This window comes from Chlamydia muridarum str. Nigg (genome assembly GCF_000006685.1).
GTDB lineage: Bacteria > Chlamydiota > Chlamydiia > Chlamydiales > Chlamydiaceae > Chlamydia > Chlamydia muridarum.
The window spans coordinates 604,695-627,024 of record NC_002620.2 but is presented as its reverse complement, the minus strand read 5'-3'; the positions used below and the strand labels follow the sequence as shown (position 1 = coordinate 627,024).

Genomic DNA, 22,330 nt, shown 5'->3' with positions numbered 1-22,330 from the left:
CTAATTAAGGAGCAAAACGGAGGGTGCCTCAAGAAGTTTCTGCAGTCTCTTCATGAACATGGCTGCAGGGTACCCGTCAATCACTCGGTGATCTACTGACAAAGTTAGCATACAAGTTGATCCTACAGCTAGTTCTCCATTCAAGACCACAGGCTGCTCTTCTACACTACCTACAGCTAGGATGGCTGCCTGAGGAGGGTTTAGGATAGCCGTAAAATCAGAAATCCCCGTCATTCCAAGATTCGAGATACAGAAAGACCCGCCTTTGTATTCCTCTTCTTTAAGAGAGAATTGTCTTGCTCTTGCAGCTAACCCTTTGATCTCGGCTGAGATCGTGCCAACATTTTTTCTATCTGCACAACGGATAATAGGGGTAATAACTCCATCAGGAATTGCTACAGCAATAGAAATATCAATGGTAGAAAATCGGATAATTGTATTGTCTACGCTATTGAATCCAGAGTTAATTTCTGGAAATTCTTTTAAGGCTAAAGCGCACGCTCGCACGATGCAGTCGTTTATAGAAAGTTTTATATTTTGTACTTGAAGTTCTTTTAGTAGCGCAAGCAGAGGAGAAGCATAAATGCGTTGCCGCACATAAAAATGAGGAATAAAGGTTTTGGCTGCTTGTAATCGTTTAGATATAGATTCTCTAATGGGGGATAGAGACTCTTCTACGTAGGAGCCCGGATTAACATCTGGGGCTTCAGGATATCCAAAACCTGCTATTCTTAGAGGAGGTGCTTTCTCCAAATCCTTTTTCACAATCCGTCCACCTGGTCCGCTACCAGCTACGCCAGAAAGATCTAAGTTCTGCTCCTTAGCTAATTTTTTAGCTAAGGGAGAGGCGGCTACTTTATCTCCCGAGTATTTAACTGATAAAGGAGTTGTTAAAGGCGGTTCGGGGCGGAATCCCACAATAGCCATGGAAGGCCCCGAGTAATGTGAATCATTTTGAGGAGAAGTTTGAGGTAAAATTTCTGTAGGCTCATTTGCTCCTGAAGCCTCTTCTAAAGGCAGGAGCTGTTTCAAATCATATTCGGCATTTTGCTCTGTTGAAAACACTGCGATAGGTGTGCCAATTGGAATTTTAGTTCCTTCTTTCACAAGAATTTGCAACAACCATCCGTCTTCAGAGGCCGTATGTTCTAAAACGGCTTTATCAGTAGAAATTTCTAATAACACATCTCCAAAATGGACTTCATCACCAGCTTGTTTATGCCATTTAACAAGGGTCCCTGTTTCCATTGTAGGGGATAGCTTAGGCATTTTTAACAAAGAAACCACAACGTTACCTCATAATTTTTTCAATGGCATCCAGGATGCGGTTAACATTAGGAAGAGTCGCCGTCTCCAGTGTTTTACTGTATGGCATAGGAGTTTCTTTTTGACAAACTCGTAAAGGAGGATGGTCCAAGTGATCAAAAATATGCTCTGTAATGGTTGCAATGATTTCTGCGGATATTCCACAAAAATAATGCCCCTCTTCCACAACAAGACAATTTCCAGTTTTTTTAACGGAAGTTAGAATTGCGGCAATATCCAAAGGTTTAATTGTTCGCAAATCTAAAATTTCAATAGAAAATCCCCATCTCTGTTTTGCTATTTTAGCAGCTAGCTCAACGATAGTTACCATACGGCTATGCGAAATGATGGTTAAGTCTAGTCCTTCTTGAACAATGTGAGCTTTCCCAATAGGGACAAGATACTCCTCTGTAGGAACTTCTCCCTTCAAGTTATAGTCCAATTCATTCTCTAAAAATAGGACGGGATTATTATCACGAATAGCAGCTTTAAGAAGCCCTTTGGCATCTGCTGGGGTTGATGGAGCAATGATAATTAAGCCTGGAATATTTGCATAAAGGGCTTCTACACAATGAGAATGTTGACAAGAGACTTGTGCAGCAGCTCCATTGGCTCCTCTAAAAACAATGGGAACAGAAAATTTCCCTCCGGTCATGTAATGCATTTTTGCCGCATGAGAAATGATTTGATCTGCAGCGACTAAAGAGAAGTTCCAGCTCATAAATTCAATAATTGGGCGTAATCCGGTTAGTGCCGCGCCAATTCCAATCCCGGAAAATGCAGCTTCGCTAATGGGCGTATCAATAACTCGGGTCGGTCCCCATTTATCTAAAAGATTTTTAGTGACTTTGTAAGCCCCATTATATTCAGCGACTTCTTCTCCTAAAATGCATACATTAGGATCCCTAGTCATTTCCTCATCAATAGCTTGTCTTATGGCTTCTCGAATTTCGAGAGTAACAAAATTAGGCATAGATCCCCTCTTCTAAAGTGGCAACAGCAGGTTCTGGATCAAGACGAGCTTGGGAGAATGCTTCTAGAACGGCCTCTTTGCTGGTTTGCCGTAAATCTTTAAAATCATCTTCGGATAAGACGTTAGCACGGATAAGCCATTCTTTTGCAAAAAGAATGGGGTCTCGCTTAAGCAAACATTGCATTTCTTCTTTAGAGCGATACAGATTGGGATCGGAAATAGAATGTCCTCTAAAACGAGAGCATAAAGCTTCGACAACAACAGGAGCCCCTGTTTTTTGCATATGTTGATAGGCTTCTTTGAAACCTATAAGCGAATTAAATAAATCAAAACCATTTAAAGTTATGGAAGACAACCCGTAAGAAGAGGCCTGAGACTCTGCTATAGGTTGTTTAGCAATTGCTCTGTGTAGAGCAGTTCCCATGCCCCACCCATTATTCTCTATAATAAGCATTAAGGGGAGGGTGTGAAGAGATGCGAAATTTAATGTTTCATGAAAGACTCCTTGAGCAACGGCTCCGTCTCCAATAAAACATAGAGAGATAGAGGGCAATTTTTGATACTTCATGGAGAATGCTGCACCAGCAGCTAAAGGAATTTGTCCGCCAACTATGCCAAATCCTCCAGGAAGGCGATCTCCACACATGTGCATAGATCCACCTCGTCCTAAAGCACATCCTGTTTCTTTCCCTAGTAGTTCTGCTGCTAGTTGGCGTAAAGGAATATCTAGTAAAATAGCAACTCCATGACAGCGATAGGAAGAAAAAAACCAATGATCTGTTCCTGTACATGCGAGAGCTGCTGTAGCAACCGATTCTTGCCCAATATAGGAGTGGTAAAATCCCCCAACAAGTCCTTCTAAATAAGCTTCTTCTCCGCGAATCTCAAATTCACGAATAAGCAGCATTTTTTTTAACAAGTTAATACAGAAATCATTTCCGAAGTTTTCTATAACAAAGGAAACTTGGGCTTCTGTAGTCTCCTCAGAAGCTATGTTATAAGTCAGGGGATGCATAGATTCTCTTGGATAAAAGGTTTCTAAAAAATTTTAGAATAGATTTTAAAAAATTCTATTTGAATCAAGTCTAAATAAAAACTTTTAAAAGCTTCTCTTGCTATGCACGGCCAGCGATAAAAAGAAACCAGAAAAGTTTTGGCCTCCGCAATATTATATATGTCGCTGGGCGAAAAGCCTATGCTACACAAAACAATTTTTCAGCACTACCCAGAAAAACGGATTGGGTCGTTTTTTCTTTCAAAGATTTATTTTCTTTGCTCAGAGTGTTTTACAGATGGTTTTTTAGCATTTTTCTTCTGTTGTGTTTTAACGAATAAGAAAATACAATTTTCGCTCAAAATTTTTGGCGAGAGGTTTATAGTGAATTTTTTTAATTCCTTCTTTGGCGTGTTGCCTCAGGGAGTTCCTGGTGTGGGAGAATTTTCAGGAGTTTCAGGAGAAAATAGACAATCTTCAGAAGTAAGGGAGGAGCAGGATAGGGAATTAGAAAATAAGCTTTTAGCTATTCGAAAACGAACCGATTTTTTCCCGAGACAGCAAGATATTTCTTTAGGAACTCAATCATTGAGGCGTACCAGAATGTTCCCTTGTTCTGAAGAAGAATTAAAAGATATCCAAGATTTATTTTCTTCTTTGGAATCATTTAGACATCAGTTAGCCCAGTTATTTTTTTATACGCCTCCTCTAAATCTAGGGTGGGAAGATTTTTTAAAATTTTTCATAGCTTTTGAGAAAAGAGAGTTGGGGGGCATTTTATTTTCGGCAGGGCCTTTCGAGTCTTTTGATAAATATTTATACCAAGTGAATCGGGCAAGAACGGTTCCCGTGTTGATAGCTACAACGGTTTCTTATGCTTTGCAGGCATATTGTTCTTATACAAAAAGGGCTCCGTTTCAAGAAAAAGAAGATTTTTTTCAACTCGGAGAGGCAGTAGGCACTTTCCTTAAAGAAAGAAAGGTTTCTATCACTCTGATATACAAGGAAATCTTAGATCTGGATGCTAGGAAATATTCTGAATTATGTCGAGGACTTCAGCAATCTCAGATTGTCCAAGGAGAAGTATTTCATTCTTCGGTTCGAGAAGAAAGAGAGGGGTTGAATCCTATTTCTGTTAATTATGATCTCCTGGGTACTATTGCCGCGCTATCAGCAAATATAGATAGATCATATTTGCGGTTCTCCGGGAGCCATATTTTTCATAATGATGAAATAGCAATTGAGATTTTACATAAAGGAGGAGATGTCTTCACGTTTTCTTCTTTAGAGGAGTTTCAGTTCAGTAAAAAGCGTTTGCTACATTTGGTTGCGAAAGGAAAGGTCTCCCCTGAAATCATTCGTAAAAAGCTTATCAAAGTTTTGCTCTTAAAAAAAAGAGCTTTCAAGAGTCCTTTGTTGTGAATGCAAAAGCTTCGTCTGATAACTCAAGTAAATTAATGTTGTTCAGAAAGAGCTTCTAGCTTCTGTACCAATTTTTCAAGCGATGCGATACGCTCCTCAAGGCGAGGAAGATTGCGTATTTTGGCGACTTGACGATGAACCTCTTGATATGGACGAGCGGGAGCTCCTCCATAGATCCCTGGAGAGGTAATGGATTTTGTGACACCAGTTTGCGCCATCATGATAACATGATCAGCAATGCAAATATGTCCTGTTACACCAGCTTGTCCGCCGATAATCACGTGGTTGCCTATCTTAGTTGACCCTGCAATCCCAGCCTGCGCTACTACCATACTGTGCTGACCAACCTCGACTTGATGTGCGATTTGTACAAGATTATCAATTTTAGAGCCTTCACGTACAATGCTATGCTTAAATCTTCCTCTATCAATAGTCGTGTTAGCACCGATCTCTACATCATCTTCAATGATTACTGTTCCTAGGTGCTTCAAATGTTTGTGCTGCCCAAAAGCACTGGTAACATAACCGAACCCGCAAGACCCTATGATTGCTCCCGGTTGGATGATAACGCGTTTGCCGATAGAAACCCTTTCTCTAACAACAACGCGAGGATAAATATAAGAATGTTCTCCAATAGAAGAATGGGCTCCGATGACACTTCCTGTTCCAATATGACAAGCCGCTCCAATACGAGCATGTTGACAAATCACAACATAAGGCTCGATACACACATGTTCTTCAATAATTGCTGTTGGATGAATAACTGCAGTAGGATGAATGCCTGGAAATCCAGAGTCGACAGGAGCTATGAATAGTTCTAAGCATTTTTGGAAAACTAGGGAGGGGGATTCTGAAACTATAAGGAAATTTTTGTTCAATTCTCGATATTTTTGAAACTGCGTTCGAGAAAGAATGATGGCGCCAGCTTCAGATGATTTTAAATGTTTAGCATATTTTTCATTGTCCAAGAAAGTAACGTGTGCCGCTTTTGCTTCTCCTATCTCCTCAACACCGGAAAGAAGTGTGGCTCCATTTCCTTGAAACTCGACATTTAAAAAATCAGCTAATTGTTTAAGAGAATAAACGGGTTGAGACATACGGCACTCCTAGGCTAGCTTCGCATGTTAATTATTTTGAAAAGAATCATCAAGAATTTTAATAACAGCATCCGTTTTGTCTGAAGAGGTATCAATAGCTAAGACAATATCTTCATTAAGAAGCGCTGAAAGGCCTTCTTGGATTCGAACAACCTCAGAGGCTTTTTTCACAGCTTCCATAATTTTTTGCATGCGTTTGAGGTTGTTCTGATTTAGTATTTGGTAATACTGCCCCTGAGCTGTGTTGTATTCTGAAGATAGCTCCTCGAATTTTTTTCTTAATTCAGCTGCCGCAGATTCGGATAGCCCTTCCATGTAATCGTCGTCCTGCAGTTTAGAATAAATAGAAGACAGTTCCTCTTCCATTTTCCCTATGCTGTTAGAGAACTGATTTTTCATTTTTTCAAATTCTGCAGATTCTTTTTTGCCTAGTTCAGATTCTTCTAGGCAGCGACGTAGGTTAACAATTCCAATTGTATTTGTAGAACTTGCTGCAAACACGGTTGAAGAAGCCAAGGACATTAAGCTAAGCAATAAGAACTTTTTCATAATTCTTTCCTATAAAAACATATGCAGATAGGTGAAAGGAAAAAGAGGGGACTCTTTTTCCTTTCGGGTTCTAGAACACTCCTCCCAAAGCGAAGAAGAATCTTTGAGATACATCAATTTTTTCATTATTAAGAATTTCTGTTGGGCGGAAAGGCCAACCCCAACCTAACATAATGGGCACGTTATTCATCATATCAAAACGCAACCCAAATCCGGCACTGCTACAGAGATTTTTGAGTCGAATAGTGTACTCTTCCGTGCCAATAAAGCCCGAATCTAGAAAAACGAATGCATTGATGCTGGGTTGAGAAATTAGAGGATATTGAAACTCTTCTGTTAGCAATAAGGAAGATAAGCCCCCTTGAGGCTCTGTTGGAGAAAATTTAGGCCCAATAATAAATGGTTTATATCCACGAACGGTAGATTCTCCTCCTAAGAAGAAGCGCTCACTAACAGGAATTCCTTGGGCTGTGGTTGTACCGAAAGGTTTAATAAACTTAGCTTCTCCACGAATTTTCAAAACACCTTTTTTAGTTAGCAGGCGATAGATAGAGCCGCTGGCTGTTAATTTTGTAAACTGATAGGTTCCTCCTAATCCAGACAACTCAAAGTTCAAAGAGCTCCGAATACCCATAGTAGGTTTTCTAGGATTGTCAATAGAATCGTAAAGAACGTTAAGCCCTGCCGCGGAAACAAATCCCTTGTTACTATCTAGATCTGGTCCAGGTTTGTTAGGATTTTCTGTTTTTTTTCTTAAACTTAGGCTCGTTTGGCTCCCGCGGTAATACATCCCATATTTCAGTTTGTCGTTAAGAATGTATGTCGTGCTGATGTTTCCTCCATAGGTATCAACGGAATAATCTTTTGATAAAGCCTTATTAATAGATTTATCTAATTCTACTCCTAGGATCCATGGGGTGTTTAAGAAATGAGGTTTTGTCCATTTAACAGTATAATCAGTAACTTTGTCTCCTAAATTGGCTTTTAAGAAAAGATATTCCCCACCACCTCTTAAGGATTTAAACCCTTTTTTGAATAAGTGTCGGGCGCCAAATAAATCAAAATTGCTTTCTGAAATTTCTGCTCCTCCGAACAGATGGTCTATAGAACTGAATCCTAAGAACAGTCCTAGGTTACCTGTTTCGGTTTCTTTGACTTCAATGAAAACGTCTCTATAAAGGTTATTTGAGTCCAAAGGATCTAATTGTGAGCGTACCGTGTAGACACTCACACTTTTAAAGTAGCCTGTGTTACGTAATCGAGTTTCCGTATCTTCTAGTTTTAATCTATCAAAAGTATCTCCAGGGAACAGACTTGTCTCATGTAAAATTACGTCATGTTTGGTGTGTGTGTTCCCTTTGATTTTGATTAGTCCGATTTTGTAAGGAGCTCCTTCGCTAACCCTGTAAGTAACATCATAAACTGGGAGCGTTGGATGAACAGCAAAAGATACGTCTACATTGGTATTTACATATCCGTATCTAGCGTAGGCATTACGGATTTTTTGAGCTCCAGCCCAAACTTTTTCTGGGCAATATAAGGAATTGGGGCCCACTAACAGTTGTTTATCAAGTAACCGCTTGGATAAAGCTGTGAAACCTTCTATATGTACGTGACCTAAAGTATACAGGGGCCCTTTATCTACGTTGATAACAAGAGAGAGGTTTCCTTTAGCATCTGTGGAGACTTCTTTTGTGACTTTTGCGTCTGCATAACCTTTATTTTGAAAATAGTTTGTTATGGCAAAGAGATCCTGGTCCACCATGTCTGGATGGTATACCCCTGCTCCAGTGAACCAACTTGTTGTTGTAGAGTACTGTTTGGTTAAAACTATGTCTCCCAAATCAGAGGCTTCTGTACGAGTAATACCTGAAATTGTTAATTTTTTTATCCGTCCGTAGGGCCCTTCTTTAATTTGGATTGAGATATCAATATAACCTTCTTGCTCATTATGATCGTGAGAATAGGACAATTGAGAATCGTAGTATCCGCGTTTTAAGTAAAGGGTTCTTAAAGCATCAAAATTTTTGAAAAAAACCTCTCGATCAAAAAGATCGTTTTTATAAAGCTCTAGGGTTTTTAAAATTTTATGAGTAGGAATTGCTTCATTCCCTGAGATGTTAATGTGTCGGATAACGGGTTTTGCTGTCAGAATAAGGGAAATAACAGCTTGCCCATTGCGAAACTCTACAATAGGATCAATGCGGTCGAAATCTTTCGAGAGAGTTCTTAGATCTTCGTCAAAATCAGTTTGAGAGAACAGCGTCCCTTGCTTTGTCTTTATTTTGGGAATAGCCCGCTTATTTTGAGCATTTTCTCCTCGAGTCTCAATAGTGATGGATTGTACCACCATACGTCCTTCAGGAGATGTTCCAAAGGCGTTTTGTGAAAAGGGGAGCAACAGTAAAATAGCGAGTTGCAGAATCGTTTTTTTTCGTATTCCAAGCATTATTACTTCCTTTATCTAGAAAAGTCTTCGCTAGGGATGAAGCTTTATTTCTACTCTTATTAAGTAGGGTGCCATTTCTTTTTTAGGAAAGAGATTGCCATCCTTTTTGGCCAAAAGCCATCCTCACAGTTGCCTCTATGCGCATTGAGGAGAGACTACCCAAGACCTATCCAATTACAATAGAGAATCGAGGATAATTTGGCCAGCCCTACAAATTTAGTAAGAAAGTTGAGCCTGTGAAACGGTAAAATTGAAAGAGAATTAGCTGAAAAGATGAAAAAAAGCAGCCCCTCTAGCAGGTTCGGGGGAGAACTCAGAGGGGCTGCTGGTTGATAGTAAAAAACTAACTAAACCGACTCAAGCATATTCCAAAACGTGTTTTTTGAAAAGAATTTCTCCTTGCAAAAAAATGCTTAAAAACAATTTCTTCCAGAAAAAGCTCTTGCAAGAGTGTTGGAATCTATAAAATCAAAAGATAACCCAACAGGCATGCCGAGAGCCAATCTAGAAATTTTTATGGGAAGATGGGAGAACTCTTGTTTTAAAAACAAGGCTGTAGCATCTCCTTCCAATGTTGCATCAAGGGCGATAATCATTTCTTTTGGAGCAAAATCTTCTATTCGTTGCTTGAGGATGTTTAGTTTTTCTAAAGATAGATGTTTTCCTGTAATAGGGGAAAGGAGATTTCCTAAAACGAAGTAACGTCCTTTAAAAATTTTTGATTTTTCAAAAGAAAAGACGTCTTTAGGTGTTGCAACGATGCATAAAAACGAAGAATCTCTAGATTCGCTACAAAAATCACAAGAGGAAGTTTTGCTAGTCTTTAAGCAAAAGCAGTCTGGGCATGTGGCATGCGAAGCAGAAAATTCTTGCATTGCCAGTCCCATTGCTTCGACTTGAGAAGGATCCCATTCTAATAATTCAAATGCAATTTTTTCTGCCGATTTAAACCCAATGCCAGGTAGTTTTTTTAAAAATGAGATGAGTTTAGAAATGTAGTCGGGATATTTTAACATGTCTTTCAAGCCAATTGAGGTCCATGACCTAGATAATCGATTATGGGGATAGATGCAAAATAAAGGTTAGGGTATAAAACTCCTCTAACAGTATACTCGGTTTTTTCTTTTTGTTTGCAGGTGCATGTGAAAAAAGATGTGAGAGCGTCGATCTGGGGAACCGGTTCGTATTTGCCTAAAAAAGTTTTGACAAACGCAGATTTGGAGAAAATGGTTGAGACTTCTGATGAATGGATCTCGACTAGGACAGGGATTAAAGAACGTAGGATAGCTTCGGCTGAAGAGTTTTCATCCTTTATGGGAGCAAAAGCTGCGGAAAAGGCTATAGAGGCGGCTAAAATCTCCAAAAGCCAGATAGATTGCATTGTGTTTGCTACTGCAGCTCCAGATTATATTTTCCCATCTAGTGCCGCTTTAGCCCAGGCCTATTTAGGGATTAAAGAGGTGCCTGCTTTTGATTGTTTAGTTGCATGTACGGGCTTTCTGTATGGGTTGTCTATAGCTAAGGCGTATGTTGAAGCTGGGATGTATCAGTGTGTCCTTGTGATTGCAGCAGACAAATTATCTTCCTTTGTCAATTACGAAGATCGTAATACTTGTGTATTGTTTGGAGATGGGGGTTCGGCTTGTGTTGTCGGTCCTTCAAGACCAGGATCTTTAAAAATATCCAAAGTGAACTTGGGAGCGGATGGAAAACAAGGAGACCTTTTACGGCTACCAGCAGGAGGAAGTCGTTGTCCAGCCTCTCAGGATACCATACAAAATCAGCAACATTTCATTACCATGGAAGGTAAGGAGGTGTTTAAGCATGCAGTGCGTCGAATGGAGTTTGCTGCTAAAACATGCATTACGGAAGCTGGTTTGCAAGAGGAAGATATAGACTGGTTGGTTCCTCATCAGGCGAATGAACGTATTATTGATGCAATTGCAAAACGGTTTGCGGTTGAGGATTCACGAGTGTTTAAAACTCTCGCTAAATATGGGAATACTGCAGCTTCTTCTGTAGGAATTGCATTAGACGAGCTATTGCGTACGCACGATATTCATTCGAAAGAGCGACTATTGTTAGTTGCCTTTGGAGGGGGATTGTCTTGGGGAGCTGTGATTTTACAGCAAATGTAATAGAGGAGACCATGTTATGGAGCGTATAGGGTTGCTATTCCCTGGTCAGGGTAGTCAATTCGTTGGAATGGGCAAGGATCTTTATCAACAGTATCCAGAAGTGACACAGTTGTTCGCTCAAGCAGATGAGTTTCTTGGATTCTCTTTGTCTTCCATTATGTTCGAAGGTCCAGAAGAAACTTTATTGAAAACAACAAATAGTCAGTTAGCTATTTATCTTCATAGTTTGGCTGTATTAGAGATTTTATCAGCACGCTGTTCTTTTAACCCTGTTTTGGTTTCTGGTCTAAGTTTAGGAGAGTATACTGCTTTAACGGCATCTAAACGTATAAGTTTGGAAGATGGACTTCGTGTTGTACAAAAGCGAGCTGAACTTATGAATGCAGCTTGTGAACAGTCCCTAGGAGCGATGGCTGCAGTTTTAGGCTTAACTGCAGATATTGTGCTGCCAGCTTTAGAGTCTTTAGGTAGTGGGATTTGGGTGGCTAATTACAATGCTCCCAAGCAGATTGTCATCGCAGGGGTTCGGGATAAAGTAGAAGAAGCTGCTGTAGTTCTCCGAGAGTTAGGAGCCAAAAAAGTAGTCATGTTAAAAGTATCTGGAGCGTTTCATACTCCACTTATGCAATCTGCTCAAGACGAATTGGCTCCCTATTTATATCAGTTAGCTATCAGAGATTCGAGCATAGCATTCGCGTCTAATGTAGTAGGGGAGTTGGTACAAGAGAGCGAAATGATTCGTTCTTTAATGGTTAAACAAATGACTTCTCCAACGTTATGGTATCAAACTTGTTTTCAAATTGATTCCAAAGTAGATTTATTTCTTGAACTTGGATCTGGAAATGTTTTGACGGGGCTTTGTCGGTCTATAGGACTTGCCTCTCCTTGTAAACATTTAGGATCTGTAGAAGATATAGAGAATTTTTGTCGGAGTTTTGAATGAATAGCTTATTGGTAAACAAAGCTGCAATTGTAACTGGCGGTTCTAGGGGAATTGGTTTTGGCATAGCAAAACTATTCGCTGAGCATGGGGCTAATGTTCAAATCTGGGGAATCAATGAGGAGGCTGGGAAATCTGCTGCCCAGGATCTTTCTGATAAAACCGGAAGCAAGGTGTCGTTTGCTCTTGTTGATGTCAGTAAAAACGATATGGTTTCTGCTCAAGTTCAAAAATTTTTAGCAGAATATGGAACTATTGATGTTGTTGTTAATAATGCAGGCATTACTCGCGATTCTCTTTTAATGAGAATGTCTGAAGAAGAGTGGTCGTCTGTAATTGATACGAACTTGGGATCTATATACAACGTTTGTTCTGCAGTTATAAGGCCTATGATTAAGGCTAGGTCCGGGGCGATTGTTAATATTAGTTCTATTGTTGGGTTAAGAGGAAGTCCTGGGCAAACAAATTATGCTGCTGCTAAAGCAGGAATTATTGGATTTAGTAAAGCCTTATCTAAAGAAGTTGGAAGTAAAAATATTCGAGTTAACTGTATAGCTCCAGGATTCATTGATACTGATATGACTAAGGGGTTAAGTGATAATTTAAAAAATGAGTGGCTTAAGGGAGTTCCTTTAGGACGAGTTGGTACTCCGGAAGAAATTGCTATGGCTGCTTTGTTCTTGGCTTCTAATCAATCTTCATACATTACAGGACAGGTTTTGAGTGTTGACGGGGGTATGGCTTAAGGAGTTGGGAAAGGTTATCTTGAAAAATTAAGTTTTTTCGTGGTAACTTCTTCTTTATCTTCGCGAGCGGTTTGTGCTTCTCGCCCTAAGTCCTTCTAAATTTTTTATTTAGGAGGCATTTTGTTGGCTGTTATACAGCCGGAATACAGTAGCTGTGCAGGATGCTCAGTTTACTAAGAACCCTTACGCATAGAATGTGCGAAAGAGTAGACTTGTAGGGATTAGTTATTCTAGCTTTGAACAAAGCTAGATTTTTTTGCTGTAGACTCTGCGAGAAAACCAATGGTTGTTTTGAGCAGCCATAAGTCGTCCATCTGCTTAAGATGGAAGGCGCTTCATTTTGAAATGAAAGTAAGGATCATAGGATGAGTTTAGAAGATGATGTAAAGGCAATTATAGTTGATCAGCTCGGAGTAAGTCCTGAGGACGTCAAAGAAAGTTCCTCTTTCATAGAGGATCTTAATGCCGACAGTTTGGACTTAACAGAGTTGATTATGACTTTAGAAGAGAAATTTGCTTTTGAAATTTCTGAAAATGATGCCGAGCAACTCCGTACGGTTGGTGACGTAATTAAGTACATCCAAGAGCGTCAAAACTAAACTCTTTGCAAAGAAGAGTCTCACGGCCCACAGCTACCTTTGTGGAAGCTGTGGGTTTTTTATTGGTTTCGGAAGACTATTTGTTTCGAATATAGTTCTAAGAGAGCCAAAGCAACAGAAGGACATTCTTCGATAATGCTTAAAAACTGTCCTTTATTTAATACCAGCGTTTTTACTAAAGTAATAGCCTCTGCTGAATATTCTCGAACTCTGCTACTAAAAAAACTTTCTTCTCCAAAGCAATCAAGAGGTTTGAGACGTACATTGATGGTAGGTTCTTTGGCAAAAATCCTGACGCAGCCTTCAGCTATTACATATAAGCTGAAGCTCGGTTGCCCTTCTGAAAAAATTTCAGAGCTTGCCTTAAAGAGCATGACCTCAGACTTATCTGCTATCGAAAGCAGTACATCCATGTCCAAAGAAGCGAATAAGATAGTTTTTTTCAGGAGAAAGGCTTTGTCTATAAGGTTCAAGGAAGTTCCTCTTAGGGGATTAAAGCTAAGTGATTGTTATATATTCTCGGGGTAGTATAGAGGTTTTTTGTTTCTTCGAAAAGTTCTGTAAAGCAGAGGAGAACTCTGCATCGCAAAGAGAGAGCTCTTCTTTTAGCTGCAAAGCTGCAAGCTTACTAAGATGAAAAGGAGTTGTTTCAATCCAGTTAAGAAGCTCTTCTATAGCTAAAGGTTCAACCCCTTTTTTCATGTAATATTTTTCATTAAAAGCATGGGTATCTCGATATACGAAAGGGGTAACGAGAGTAAATAAGTGGCTTTCGCAATCCTTTTCTAAGGATTCTAATGCCTGGGCGCGAGCCTTTAAATTTTTCCCTGTTAAAGACCTAATTAAAACGTCTGCATAATCTGTTGAGCCAATGATTGCTAAGAAAGTCAGCATAAAATTTACTTCAGCATGATAATTGGCTTCTAAAGTTTCGATAAGGAGATGGAGATCGTAGTGAGGATAGCGTTTTTGTATGAAGTTTTTATGATAATCATAGAACAAAGCTTTAGCAGCCTTGGATTTTAAAATTTTCAAAGCCAGACGTTTGAGTTGGCGATTATCTATGCGGCTTAGTGCTTTTGCTGCCATAATACGGCAGTTATTATGTAAAGAGGGATTGGAGATGATTTCAATTAGGATTGGGACACATTCTTTAGATAGAGAAGCTAAAATTACTTCCGCTTGCTTCCGTAAAATATTTTTGAGCCGGACTGTGATAGTAATAAATTCCTGAATTAAAGGAGCGTTTAACAGAGGGGATAAAGCATTAAGTAGGGCTATGGAGGCCTGTAGATCCTTGGTTTTTTGAAGCGCAGTCAGAATATCGGATCCATATTGACTATATTGTTTATCTGCACAGCTTTCTAAAGCCAAACAAGCTTGTAGGAAAACTCGTTCATTTGAATGGGTCAGGAATGGAAGGATAGTAAGGAAATTCGAAGGTTTGCGTTCCAAGGATAAGATAGAAAGTCCTTTAATAATTAACTCTGGATCTTCAGATTGAAGAATTTCTGTGAGGCGTCTTTGAGCAAGGGCCTGATATTCTCCACAAGGTTTGTGCTTTCTTACGGTAAGAATAGCTGCGAACAGGCGATCCCCAGATTGATCATAAAGATCATCTGCAACATCAGAGACGCTGAGTAAGTCGTGTTCTACAAAATAAAGGTGAATGGCAGTGGCGATAGCTGGATGTTGAGGAAGGCTGCTCCATCGTTTTAGAAGTTCTAAAGTAAGAAAATCTTTTGCCCAAACACTATTTTTTAACATGTTTAGGGTTCTAAGTTTCCCTGATAAACCTAATTTATTCATATGAAGAAGTAGATTGGGAAGAACAGCTCGATTTTTAAGATTTAGAAGATGTTGGAACGCAAACATTTGATGGCGTTCTTGAGGATTTTTTAGATGAGTTAACAGCAGAATTTCTGCTTGGCGTTTTTCAGTGTCGTTCATCTCTGTAAACCATTCGGATATAGAACGTCTGAGATGTAAGGATTCTAAAGAAAGATTTCTAAGAATGGCTCCGGAATAACGAGTCCGTAGAAGCAGTGCCAAAAGAATACAAACTGCAGAGATGATAATACATAGTATGTATTGGTGGGGTATAAACAAACAAAGTAAGGCACAGATAAACATACCTGCAGGTTCAACAAAGGATTCTATTGCAATGCGTACTTGGTTTCGGATCTTATTAGGAATTCCGTAGATCAACAATTGTAGATTATTGTCATCTAAAGCGTAGGCGAGTCCTTCCCTAGCAATCATCCCCATTGTCGCTATAAGGACAGAAGTTTTAATTGACCAGCAGACAAATAAGCTAAAGAAACAGATTGGAGCAAAGAGAATGATGTTGTTGATTCCAAACCTTGTGATTACTCGGCTATAAGCAAATAAGGCAAAGAACATATTTCCCAGAGAAATCCAGGACGAGTATTTCGTAAAATTCTCTGTTAACTCAAAATTTTTAGCATTTCCAAATTGAGCATCGAAAATTTTTAAATAGTTGAATTCAGTAAATACAACGAGCAATTGCAAAAGAAAGTAAAAGCTAACCAAATAAAAGGTGTATTTATCTTTCAAACATAGCTTAAAAGCTTGTTTCGCAGATGGGGGATAACCGGTATCTAGGAAAAGATCATGATCTTCAGAAAGCTCTTTGAGTGAAGATGAAATGTAGTGTACTAAAGGGAAAGTGAAGACAATTACAGCAATAAATGAGAGAAGAATGAGTTCTGCTCCAAGATGCTGAATCTGATTAACAATACGAGCTCCTAGAAAGTCTCCGCAAAATGTTATGGCATTAAAGATGCAAAAATGACGTTTTGCATCCTGAATATTAAAAAATTGATCTACAAATCCCCAAAAATTTGCATAACATAGAATCGTCAATCCCCATATCAAAATTCTATAAAGAAAAATTGGGGTGCCAGAAACTCCTCTATGTATAGCAAGATGCCAGAAGAGATAAAGATTGCAAACGAGTACGCAAGATATAAAAGAAAGAAAAAGAGCTTTTGGAGACGCCCTTTTCCGGGAAAGACTATAGAGGACCACACAAGAAATAAAGCATAGGAAAAAGGAAGCTCCTAAATAGGCAAATGGCAACTTCTTAGTCCCTATTTCTTCTAAAAATAAGCTCTCACCTAGAGCTAGCGAACCGTAACAAGCAACGCTCCAAACAAGCCCCAATAAGAGAAACAACAAAGCTCGCTTCTCTTCCCCACGACGTAAACTGAGCAAAAAACGTAAGGCTCGCAACGCTCGTCTTCCTTTATAAAAAAAGTAACATGTTAATAGAATTAATTCTTAATTTCAAGGAGTTTAAAAATTAATTCTAATTCAAAATACTAGTTTATATATAAATTTTTCTCTGAAGTTGTTCGGTCATATTTTGTTAGAAAGATGCTGGCGATAGAAGTACAACAAATCAATGCAACAATGGAAGCGCTAACAATTGCCCAAACGGCATTAGTTGCTCCAGCCAGACAAACAATAACAAAGGGAAGAATTCCGGCAAGACCTAGTGAGGCTAAGACAATCACAGCTACAGCAAGGATTGTTGTCGCAACTAAACATGCTGCTAGGAATTGAGGTCCTCGTCCTAAAGAAGATCCCTGTGGCTGATTAGATTGAACTAATTTTTTCTTTAAAGAAGAGACCTCTGTTTGCAATATAAATAAATTATTTTGCATAGAAGCAAGCTGCTGCGGATAGACCGGAACCGTAAAGAATGGGTCTGCGGGTCCCCAAACAGTGACTCCTTGCCCCCCTTGAATGCCTGCAGCGGAAGGGGAGACCAATCCTTTTTTCTTTGGAGAAGATGGGGAAGTGGGGCAAGAAGATACGGCTCTTCCTGATGTATCGGATACGGGGTAGGTCATAGAGCTACAATTTTTGTTCCCTAATTAAACTGATTTCCAACAGTTTTTTTTAATCGCAAAGCTTATCTTGAGTAGTAAGCTTGGTAGAAATAGTGAATGATTGAGGCCTTGTAAGAAGTTCAATATTGCGAAGGCAAAGGAGTAATAGTGTCGTGGCTATACAGGTAAATATGGGCAAGGACACACTAGCTCCGATAGTCACAGTATTCAATGCGGCGAGAAGAAAAGGAAAGCCTCCACAAACCGTAACGATAGAAAGAACTATCGCAGCGATAGCTGTAAGTGCAAAAAATGTTAGTATGGCGACAACTACTTTCTTGCTAGTTGAAATGTTATTGGTCTGAATAGAGACTTGGCTAACACCCTCTGGTGTCGCTGGATTACATACCGAATGAACCATATTTCCCTCTGTAAGAATCACAACAAGGGGCTTTCAATGAATGAGAAAACCCCAACTGACCGATGAGTATACCATGCAAAAGACTTACAAGCAACCTAGTTAGGGGTTAGTTGTTCAAATAAAATCTTGTATATAATCGGCGATTAAGAAGAAATAATGCTCCTGCTCCTAGTCCCCACTGCATGAGTAAACTCAAAATATTATAAGAAGCAAATGGATTCCACCAGCATCCTTGAGGAAGTAGAGCTCCTTCATAAAAATACCAAGCGAGTAGCAATGCTCCTTCTAAAGGCAGTAAAAATTTTACTAAAACATCAAAATAAGCCTTTAATTTGTAATCGCCAGGCACTGAGTTGATAACCTCTTTTCTCAACGAAGGGATCCCATAACTAATTGCGGCATAAATGAAAATCATACCATTGAGAATAAGAGCAATTCCCCATACAGTATCTTGGTTATCAAAGAATTTCAGACTCAGTGCAGAGGGAACCCCGATTAGGAAAGCAATAATCGTTGCTGAAGACTCTGCAATATGTTTTTTGATTCCAAATTCTGTTAATGTTTGGGATAACAGAAATAGCATTGAGATCATAGAAGATAGTGCAGCCATAGAAAAGGCTAGGAAGAAGATTGCACTAAAAACAGTCGAAAGGAGATGAGCTTGAGGTAATCGAGTAAATAGTTCGGGAAGATAAATAAAGGCCATGCCTATGTTAGATGCACCAACGCCTTCTTTTAATCCTAACATTTCTGTGGAATCCAAAGATGCGCAAGCAGAAAAAACAATCACAGCCATAAGAAAGGAAATAAGGTTATTGGTGACAGCGGTAATCGTTCCATTCGTGACCAGACTTGTTCGCTTTGAAGTAAATCCTGCATACACAAGGAGAAGCCCCCATCCAGCTCCAGTGTCCCAAGCATTTTGAGTTAAAGCTTCTATCCATACTTTGTAATTCGATAAGGACTCTTTGTTAAAAACAAATAGTAGGCGAATGCCTTCCCACGCATTGGGAAGAGAAACGGCTCTCGCTAATAAAACAAGAGAACAAATACAAAAGAGCGGGATTAGGATTTTGTTACAAGATTCTATTCCATTAACGATTCCTTTCCGAATTACGCAATAGGATAGAAATAAAGCTAGGCAGTGGCAACTCAGAGGCATCCAGCTTTGACAATGATTTGCCCAAAGTTGGGGGAAATTATTCCCGGGGGAAATTTTCCCAGATAAAGCATAGAAAGAGTAGCTAAACCCCCAGCCTACAATATTAGAGTAGTAACCAAGTATGCATGTTGCTACTAGGACAACAAATCCTCCAAGCCAGGCAGCTTTAGGGCCTGCAGTCCGAATCAGAGTTCCTACAGGAGCTTTCTTAGTAAGTTTCCCCAAAGAAAGCTCAACGATAATTAAAGGAATGGACCAGATCAAAAGAAATAATAACCACAAAATAATGAAAGATCCTCCACCATTTTGGGCTACCATTCTTGGGAATCGCCAAATGTTTCCGGCTCCAATAGCAACTCCCATCATAGATAAAATGAATCCAAGTCTTGATGAGAACACAGTATTTTTTTTATTCATAAATCATTCTATTTTGGGGTAATCATAAAAAAGAGCCAGCCTTGCGTACCTTGCAAGGCTAATCACTATCAAACGAAAAGACCCGATGATTGAGATGCAAAGACATTCGATGGTAGCCCAAAAACATTTTCATCTCCACCCTTAACAAGCGCGATGGTTTTTGATCTGTAAAAGATTTTATCTCAAGGGACTTATTCTTATTTGTAGGAATGAGAACAAGACGGAAACTCTTTTGTGTTGGTAAATTTTTTATTTATTATGGAGACGACGCAGCAATCAGACCAAACATTGATCAAAGTCTCTAACATGTCTAATAAAGCGTATGCTGGAAGAATAAGACCGAGAAGACCTAAGGGGATATTCATAGAGGATAACAAAGATGATGCTAGAAAGTAGCACCCCATAGGAACCCCAGCATTTCCTACGGCAGCTAAAGTAGCGATAAAAACCCAGCTAATAAGCGATAAGGGGGAAAAAACGACCCCATTAGAGACTCCAATAAAAAGTACAGTTATTAGAATAAATGCAGCGCAAGCATTCATGTTAATTACAGAGCACAGGGGGAAAACAAACCGAGAGATGGTCGGTTGGATGTGCAAGTTTTCCTCAGCGACTTCCATAGTCAAGGGTAATGTTGCTGCAGAAGATTTAGAAAAAAATGCTGTAGCTAGGGGACGAGACATAAGTCTGAATGTCCTTATAGGGGAAATCCCCTTTATTTTGAGAAGTAGGGGGAGGATGACAAATCCTTGAAGGCAGTTAGCCCCAACAATGCAAAATAGGTACCCTCCAAAAGAGGAAAGTTCTAAGCTTCCTGTTCGCATTTCTCTAACAAAAAGAAGTGAGAAGGAGAAAGTTGCCAAAGGAAGCATTTTTAGAATGCCTTTAGCTATGTTAAGCAGCAGAGAGAAGAGGGTATTGAAAGCGTTTCGGATAAATAAGCGTTCTTCTTCTGGAAGAGAAAGGGAAAAAAAGGACAGTAGGAAGGACAAAAACGCGGCGGCTATGACATTACTTTCTAAGAAAGGTTCTAAAATATTCCCTGGTATTGTTTTTGATAGAACGGCCAGATAACCGGTTGAATTGGCTCCTACATTTAGGTTGAGCCCTGTAAGGTTTACTGAAGGCTTAATGAGGATGAACAGTGCTAGCGCTATACCAGCGGAGATAATCGTTGTTAGCAGGGTATAGTATAAAGAAGCTCTGACAACAGCTATCATGGACCGCAGGTCATTAATTGAGGTGATTGTGGAGCCAATGGCAAAAAATACAAGAGGTAGGCTCAAAAGTTTCAAAAGCTTCAAGAAGGCGGCGGAAACAATCTCTGCACTAAAGGATATAAAAGGAAGATGGGGCCACCCAAGAATAAGTCCAAGTAATATGCTTAAACTAAGCAAAAAATTGCTTTTTCCAAGAGACAATAAAAATTTCCAAGGAGAGCGCATTATACCTCAATTTTTTAAGTAGAGAGTCTTTTGGGACTAAATGCAAGAAATGTAAGAAAGGAGGGGTTTTTTTTGCAACATTGAGGACTCTTTACAAGTATAAAAGCTGTAAATGTTAAGAAAAATTAATTTTATTGATTAGTCTTTTTCTTGCAGCTAGTTATTAAAAAGGATAGATAGTATAATCGTTCTCCAATGTTTATTTATAATATTAATTTTTAGGTATCAAATGAGTTGTTCTATCGGTAGTACACAAACACTTAACACCCATTTCCAAGGGATAGCCGATAGTCTGGCTAATTGTACAGGTAAAATTCGGGAAACATGCTCTTCAAGAGTAAGTGCGAGGGTTATGGGAGCGGCCTTGGCTGTCATCGGGCTTTTGGTTGCTGCTGCTGGGATTGTGGTTGCTGCTGCTGGACTTGGGTGTGCAGTTCCTCTGGCTATAGGGTTAATTTTAGTAATAATAGGGTCTGTTCTTTTGGGACTGGGCCTTGCTAAGACGCGAAGCCGTCGTTCAGAGTTGGAGCAGCAGCTTGCAGCTGTTTTTAGTCGAATTGAGTATCTTAAAGAGGAGCATAAAAATTTGAATGAGGTTTATGCTTTGAACTGTGAAGCTCGTAAAAGTGTAAGTCAACACTGCCAGTCATTAGAGAAGCAAATATGGGATTTATGCAAGAAACATGCTGATACCATAAGCGTTCTTGAAGAAGATGCTCGGCAAGATAAAGAGCGATGCGTAAGTTGTTTTCAGAAGCAATTGAAACAGAGTCAAGATACTTGCGAGCGATTAACTAGAGCATTATGTAATGCTAAAAATCAGTGTGCTGAATTAGAGAAAGAATTGGCTTGTGTTAAAGCTAAGAAGAAGTAAGAAGGTTATCCATTATTTTAGTAGTTTTTTTTTGAAAAGCCCTCCTTTATTCGGAGGGCTTTTTTGGGTTTAAATTGGAATCTTTTAATCTTGTTTAGTTTGCACATTGCAGGGAATCAAGGTTTTGCGAATAAAAATTTCGTTTGATAACATGTTTCCGTTTTAAAACAAAGAAAAGGAAAAAAATGAATCCTATTAGTGGAAGCGGTTCATCTTTACGAATAGCTCCTCAGTCAAAAATAGAATCGGTTACAACTGAAGCAAAAAGTTCTCGATGTTCAAGAATTTTGGATGTTGCGCTACTTGTTGTAGGGGCTATGATTGTTGTGGCTGGGGTATTAACTTTAGTTGTGTGTGCTAGTAGCTTTAATGCGTTAGGTGTAGCAGCGCTAGTTCTTGGATCAGCTTGTTTAGGGGCTGGATTATCCCGAATCGCGTGTAGATCCTTCTGTTCTAACTTAGAAGCAAAAAATATTGCCAATACTCGTCGCTTGAGTGGTCTTATAGAAGCGAGGGATGCGTTAACTTCTATTGTTTCAATTAACAAGGCGTTACTGCAAAAGCTTGCAAAAGAGATTCAAATATTAGAGAATAAAGTTATAGAAGCTGAGCTTGATCTTCTGGCAAAATTAGACGAGAATGAAAAACGATTATTAGAAGATGTTCGGTTAGTTTTTTCTAGTTATACAAGATGGCTGAAGGCTTCTGAACAAGAAAAATTAGTTCTTAAATCATCTATAAGGCAAACGGGAGCTTCTCCCAGTTCTTCTTCCTGATCAGATTGGGGGTTAACCAAAAACAACGCCCACTATTATATCTGTGATAGCCTTGAAAAGGCTTTTTGCCAGAAAAAATATCTAGTTTCTACAATAACAGATAACATAAACCCTTCTTTCATCAGACAATTCTTTCTTGCTACCTTGTAATGGAAGAAGGGGTAGA

20 protein-coding genes are annotated in these 22,330 nt (G+C 39.2%); 7 read left to right on the top strand and 13 right to left on the bottom strand.

The genetic code is table 11. The annotated features are described in order from the left end of the window. From TC_RS02630 to pdhA, 3 genes are read right to left on the bottom strand one after another with little or no spacing between them, the layout of a single operon-like run. Entirely contained in the window at nt 1-1,287 is a 1,287-nt protein-coding gene (locus tag TC_RS02630; protein ID WP_010230671.1) for a pyruvate dehydrogenase complex dihydrolipoamide acetyltransferase, read from the bottom strand. Nucleotides 1,288-1,291: 4 nt separating this feature from the next. Continuing rightward, entirely contained in the window at nt 1,292-2,278 is a 987-nt protein-coding gene (locus tag TC_RS02625) for an alpha-ketoacid dehydrogenase subunit beta (RefSeq protein ID WP_010230669.1), read from the bottom strand. Next, nucleotides 2,271-3,293: a pyruvate dehydrogenase (acetyl-transferring) E1 component subunit alpha gene (gene pdhA, locus TC_RS02620; RefSeq protein WP_010230667.1), complete on the bottom strand. Its 1,023-nt coding sequence runs from the start codon at nt 3,291-3,293 to the stop codon at nt 2,271-2,273. The genes TC_RS02625 and pdhA overlap by 8 nt, the downstream gene beginning before the upstream one ends. A 180-nt stretch (nt 3,294-3,473) precedes the next feature. On the opposite strand from pdhA, the gene TC_RS02615 reads away from it, so the two are divergent. Beyond that, a complete protein-coding gene (locus tag TC_RS02615) occupies nt 3,474-4,694 on the top strand; it encodes a hypothetical protein (RefSeq protein WP_010230664.1) in 1,221 nt (406 codons plus the stop codon). A 32-nt stretch (nt 4,695-4,726) separates the two neighbouring features. Here TC_RS02615 and lpxD read toward each other — a convergent pair whose 3' ends face one another. The 4 genes from lpxD to recR form a co-directional block, all read right to left on the bottom strand. Next, a complete protein-coding gene (gene lpxD / locus TC_RS02610; RefSeq protein ID WP_010230662.1) occupies nt 4,727-5,791 on the bottom strand; it encodes a UDP-3-O-(3-hydroxymyristoyl)glucosamine N-acyltransferase in 1,065 nt (354 codons plus the stop codon). Nucleotides 5,792-5,818: 27 nt separating this feature from the next. Beyond that, nucleotides 5,819-6,340, bottom strand: a complete 522-nt coding sequence (locus tag TC_RS02605) for an OmpH family outer membrane protein (protein WP_010230655.1) — start codon at nt 6,338-6,340, stop codon at nt 5,819-5,821. Nucleotides 6,341-6,410: 70 nt separating this feature from the next. After that, nucleotides 6,411-8,789 (bottom strand): outer membrane protein assembly factor BamA, encoded by a 2,379-nt coding sequence (gene bamA, locus TC_RS02600; protein ID WP_010230650.1) that lies wholly within the window; start codon nt 8,787-8,789, stop codon nt 6,411-6,413. A gap of 413 nt (nt 8,790-9,202) precedes the next feature. Next, nucleotides 9,203-9,805, bottom strand: a complete 603-nt coding sequence (gene recR, locus TC_RS02595) for a recombination mediator RecR (RefSeq protein WP_010230647.1) — start codon at nt 9,803-9,805, stop codon at nt 9,203-9,205. A 138-nt stretch (nt 9,806-9,943) separates the two neighbouring features. Here recR and TC_RS02590 point away from each other — a divergent pair, with 138 nt between their 5' ends. From TC_RS02590 to acpP, 4 genes are all read left to right on the top strand, one after another. Next, a complete protein-coding gene (locus TC_RS02590) occupies nt 9,944-10,927 on the top strand; it encodes a ketoacyl-ACP synthase III (RefSeq protein ID WP_010230644.1) in 984 nt (327 codons plus the stop codon). 16 nt (nt 10,928-10,943) lie between these two features. Beyond that, the gene (fabD, locus tag TC_RS02585; protein WP_010230641.1) at nt 10,944-11,870 is read left to right on the top strand and encodes an ACP S-malonyltransferase; all 927 of its coding nucleotides are present in this window, start codon (nt 10,944-10,946) and stop codon (nt 11,868-11,870) included. Beyond that, the gene (fabG, locus tag TC_RS02580) at nt 11,867-12,613 is read left to right on the top strand and encodes a 3-oxoacyl-ACP reductase FabG (protein WP_010230638.1); all 747 of its coding nucleotides are present in this window, start codon (nt 11,867-11,869) and stop codon (nt 12,611-12,613) included. Before fabD ends, fabG begins: the two co-directional genes overlap by 4 nt. A 365-nt stretch (nt 12,614-12,978) precedes the next feature. Then, nucleotides 12,979-13,212: an acyl carrier protein gene (gene acpP / locus TC_RS02575; RefSeq protein WP_010230632.1), complete on the top strand. Its 234-nt coding sequence runs from the start codon at nt 12,979-12,981 to the stop codon at nt 13,210-13,212. Between the two features lie 59 nt (nt 13,213-13,271). On the opposite strand, the gene TC_RS02570 is transcribed toward acpP, so the two are convergent. The 6 genes from TC_RS02570 to TC_RS02545 all read right to left on the bottom strand — a co-directional run bounded on the left by TC_RS02570 (nt 13,272) and on the right by TC_RS02545 (nt 20,514). Then, entirely contained in the window at nt 13,272-13,685 is a 414-nt protein-coding gene (locus TC_RS02570; protein ID WP_010230631.1) for a cyclic nucleotide-binding domain-containing protein, read from the bottom strand. A 25-nt stretch (nt 13,686-13,710) separates the two neighbouring features. Continuing rightward, nucleotides 13,711-16,509: a hypothetical protein gene (locus TC_RS02565; RefSeq protein ID WP_179943808.1), complete on the bottom strand. Its 2,799-nt coding sequence runs from the start codon at nt 16,507-16,509 to the stop codon at nt 13,711-13,713. Nucleotides 16,510-16,556: 47 nt separating this feature from the next. Next, nucleotides 16,557-17,090, bottom strand: coding sequence for a membrane protein (locus TC_RS02560; RefSeq protein WP_010230628.1), 534 nt, complete (start codon nt 17,088-17,090; stop codon nt 16,557-16,559). Nucleotides 17,091-17,139: 49 nt separating this feature from the next. Next, nucleotides 17,140-17,490, bottom strand: a complete 351-nt coding sequence (gene incB / locus TC_RS04805; protein WP_010230626.1) for an inclusion membrane protein IncB — start codon at nt 17,488-17,490, stop codon at nt 17,140-17,142. Between the two features lie 106 nt (nt 17,491-17,596). Then, entirely contained in the window at nt 17,597-19,069 is a 1,473-nt protein-coding gene (locus TC_RS02550) for a sodium-dependent transporter (protein WP_010230624.1), read from the bottom strand. Between the two features lie 197 nt (nt 19,070-19,266). Continuing rightward, a complete protein-coding gene (locus TC_RS02545; RefSeq protein WP_010230622.1) occupies nt 19,267-20,514 on the bottom strand; it encodes a dicarboxylate/amino acid:cation symporter in 1,248 nt (415 codons plus the stop codon). A gap of 229 nt (nt 20,515-20,743) precedes the next feature. Between TC_RS02545 and TC_RS02540 the strand changes: the two genes are divergently transcribed. Together TC_RS02540 and TC_RS02535 are read left to right on the top strand one after the other, a co-directional pair. Continuing rightward, entirely contained in the window at nt 20,744-21,388 is a 645-nt protein-coding gene (locus tag TC_RS02540; RefSeq protein ID WP_010904351.1) for an IncA family protein, read from the top strand. A 185-nt stretch (nt 21,389-21,573) separates the two neighbouring features. Next, complete coding sequence (locus TC_RS02535) at nt 21,574-22,164, top strand: IncA family protein (RefSeq protein ID WP_010230619.1); 591 nt, start codon at nt 21,574-21,576, stop codon at nt 22,162-22,164. Nucleotides 22,165-22,330: the final 166 nt, after the last annotated feature.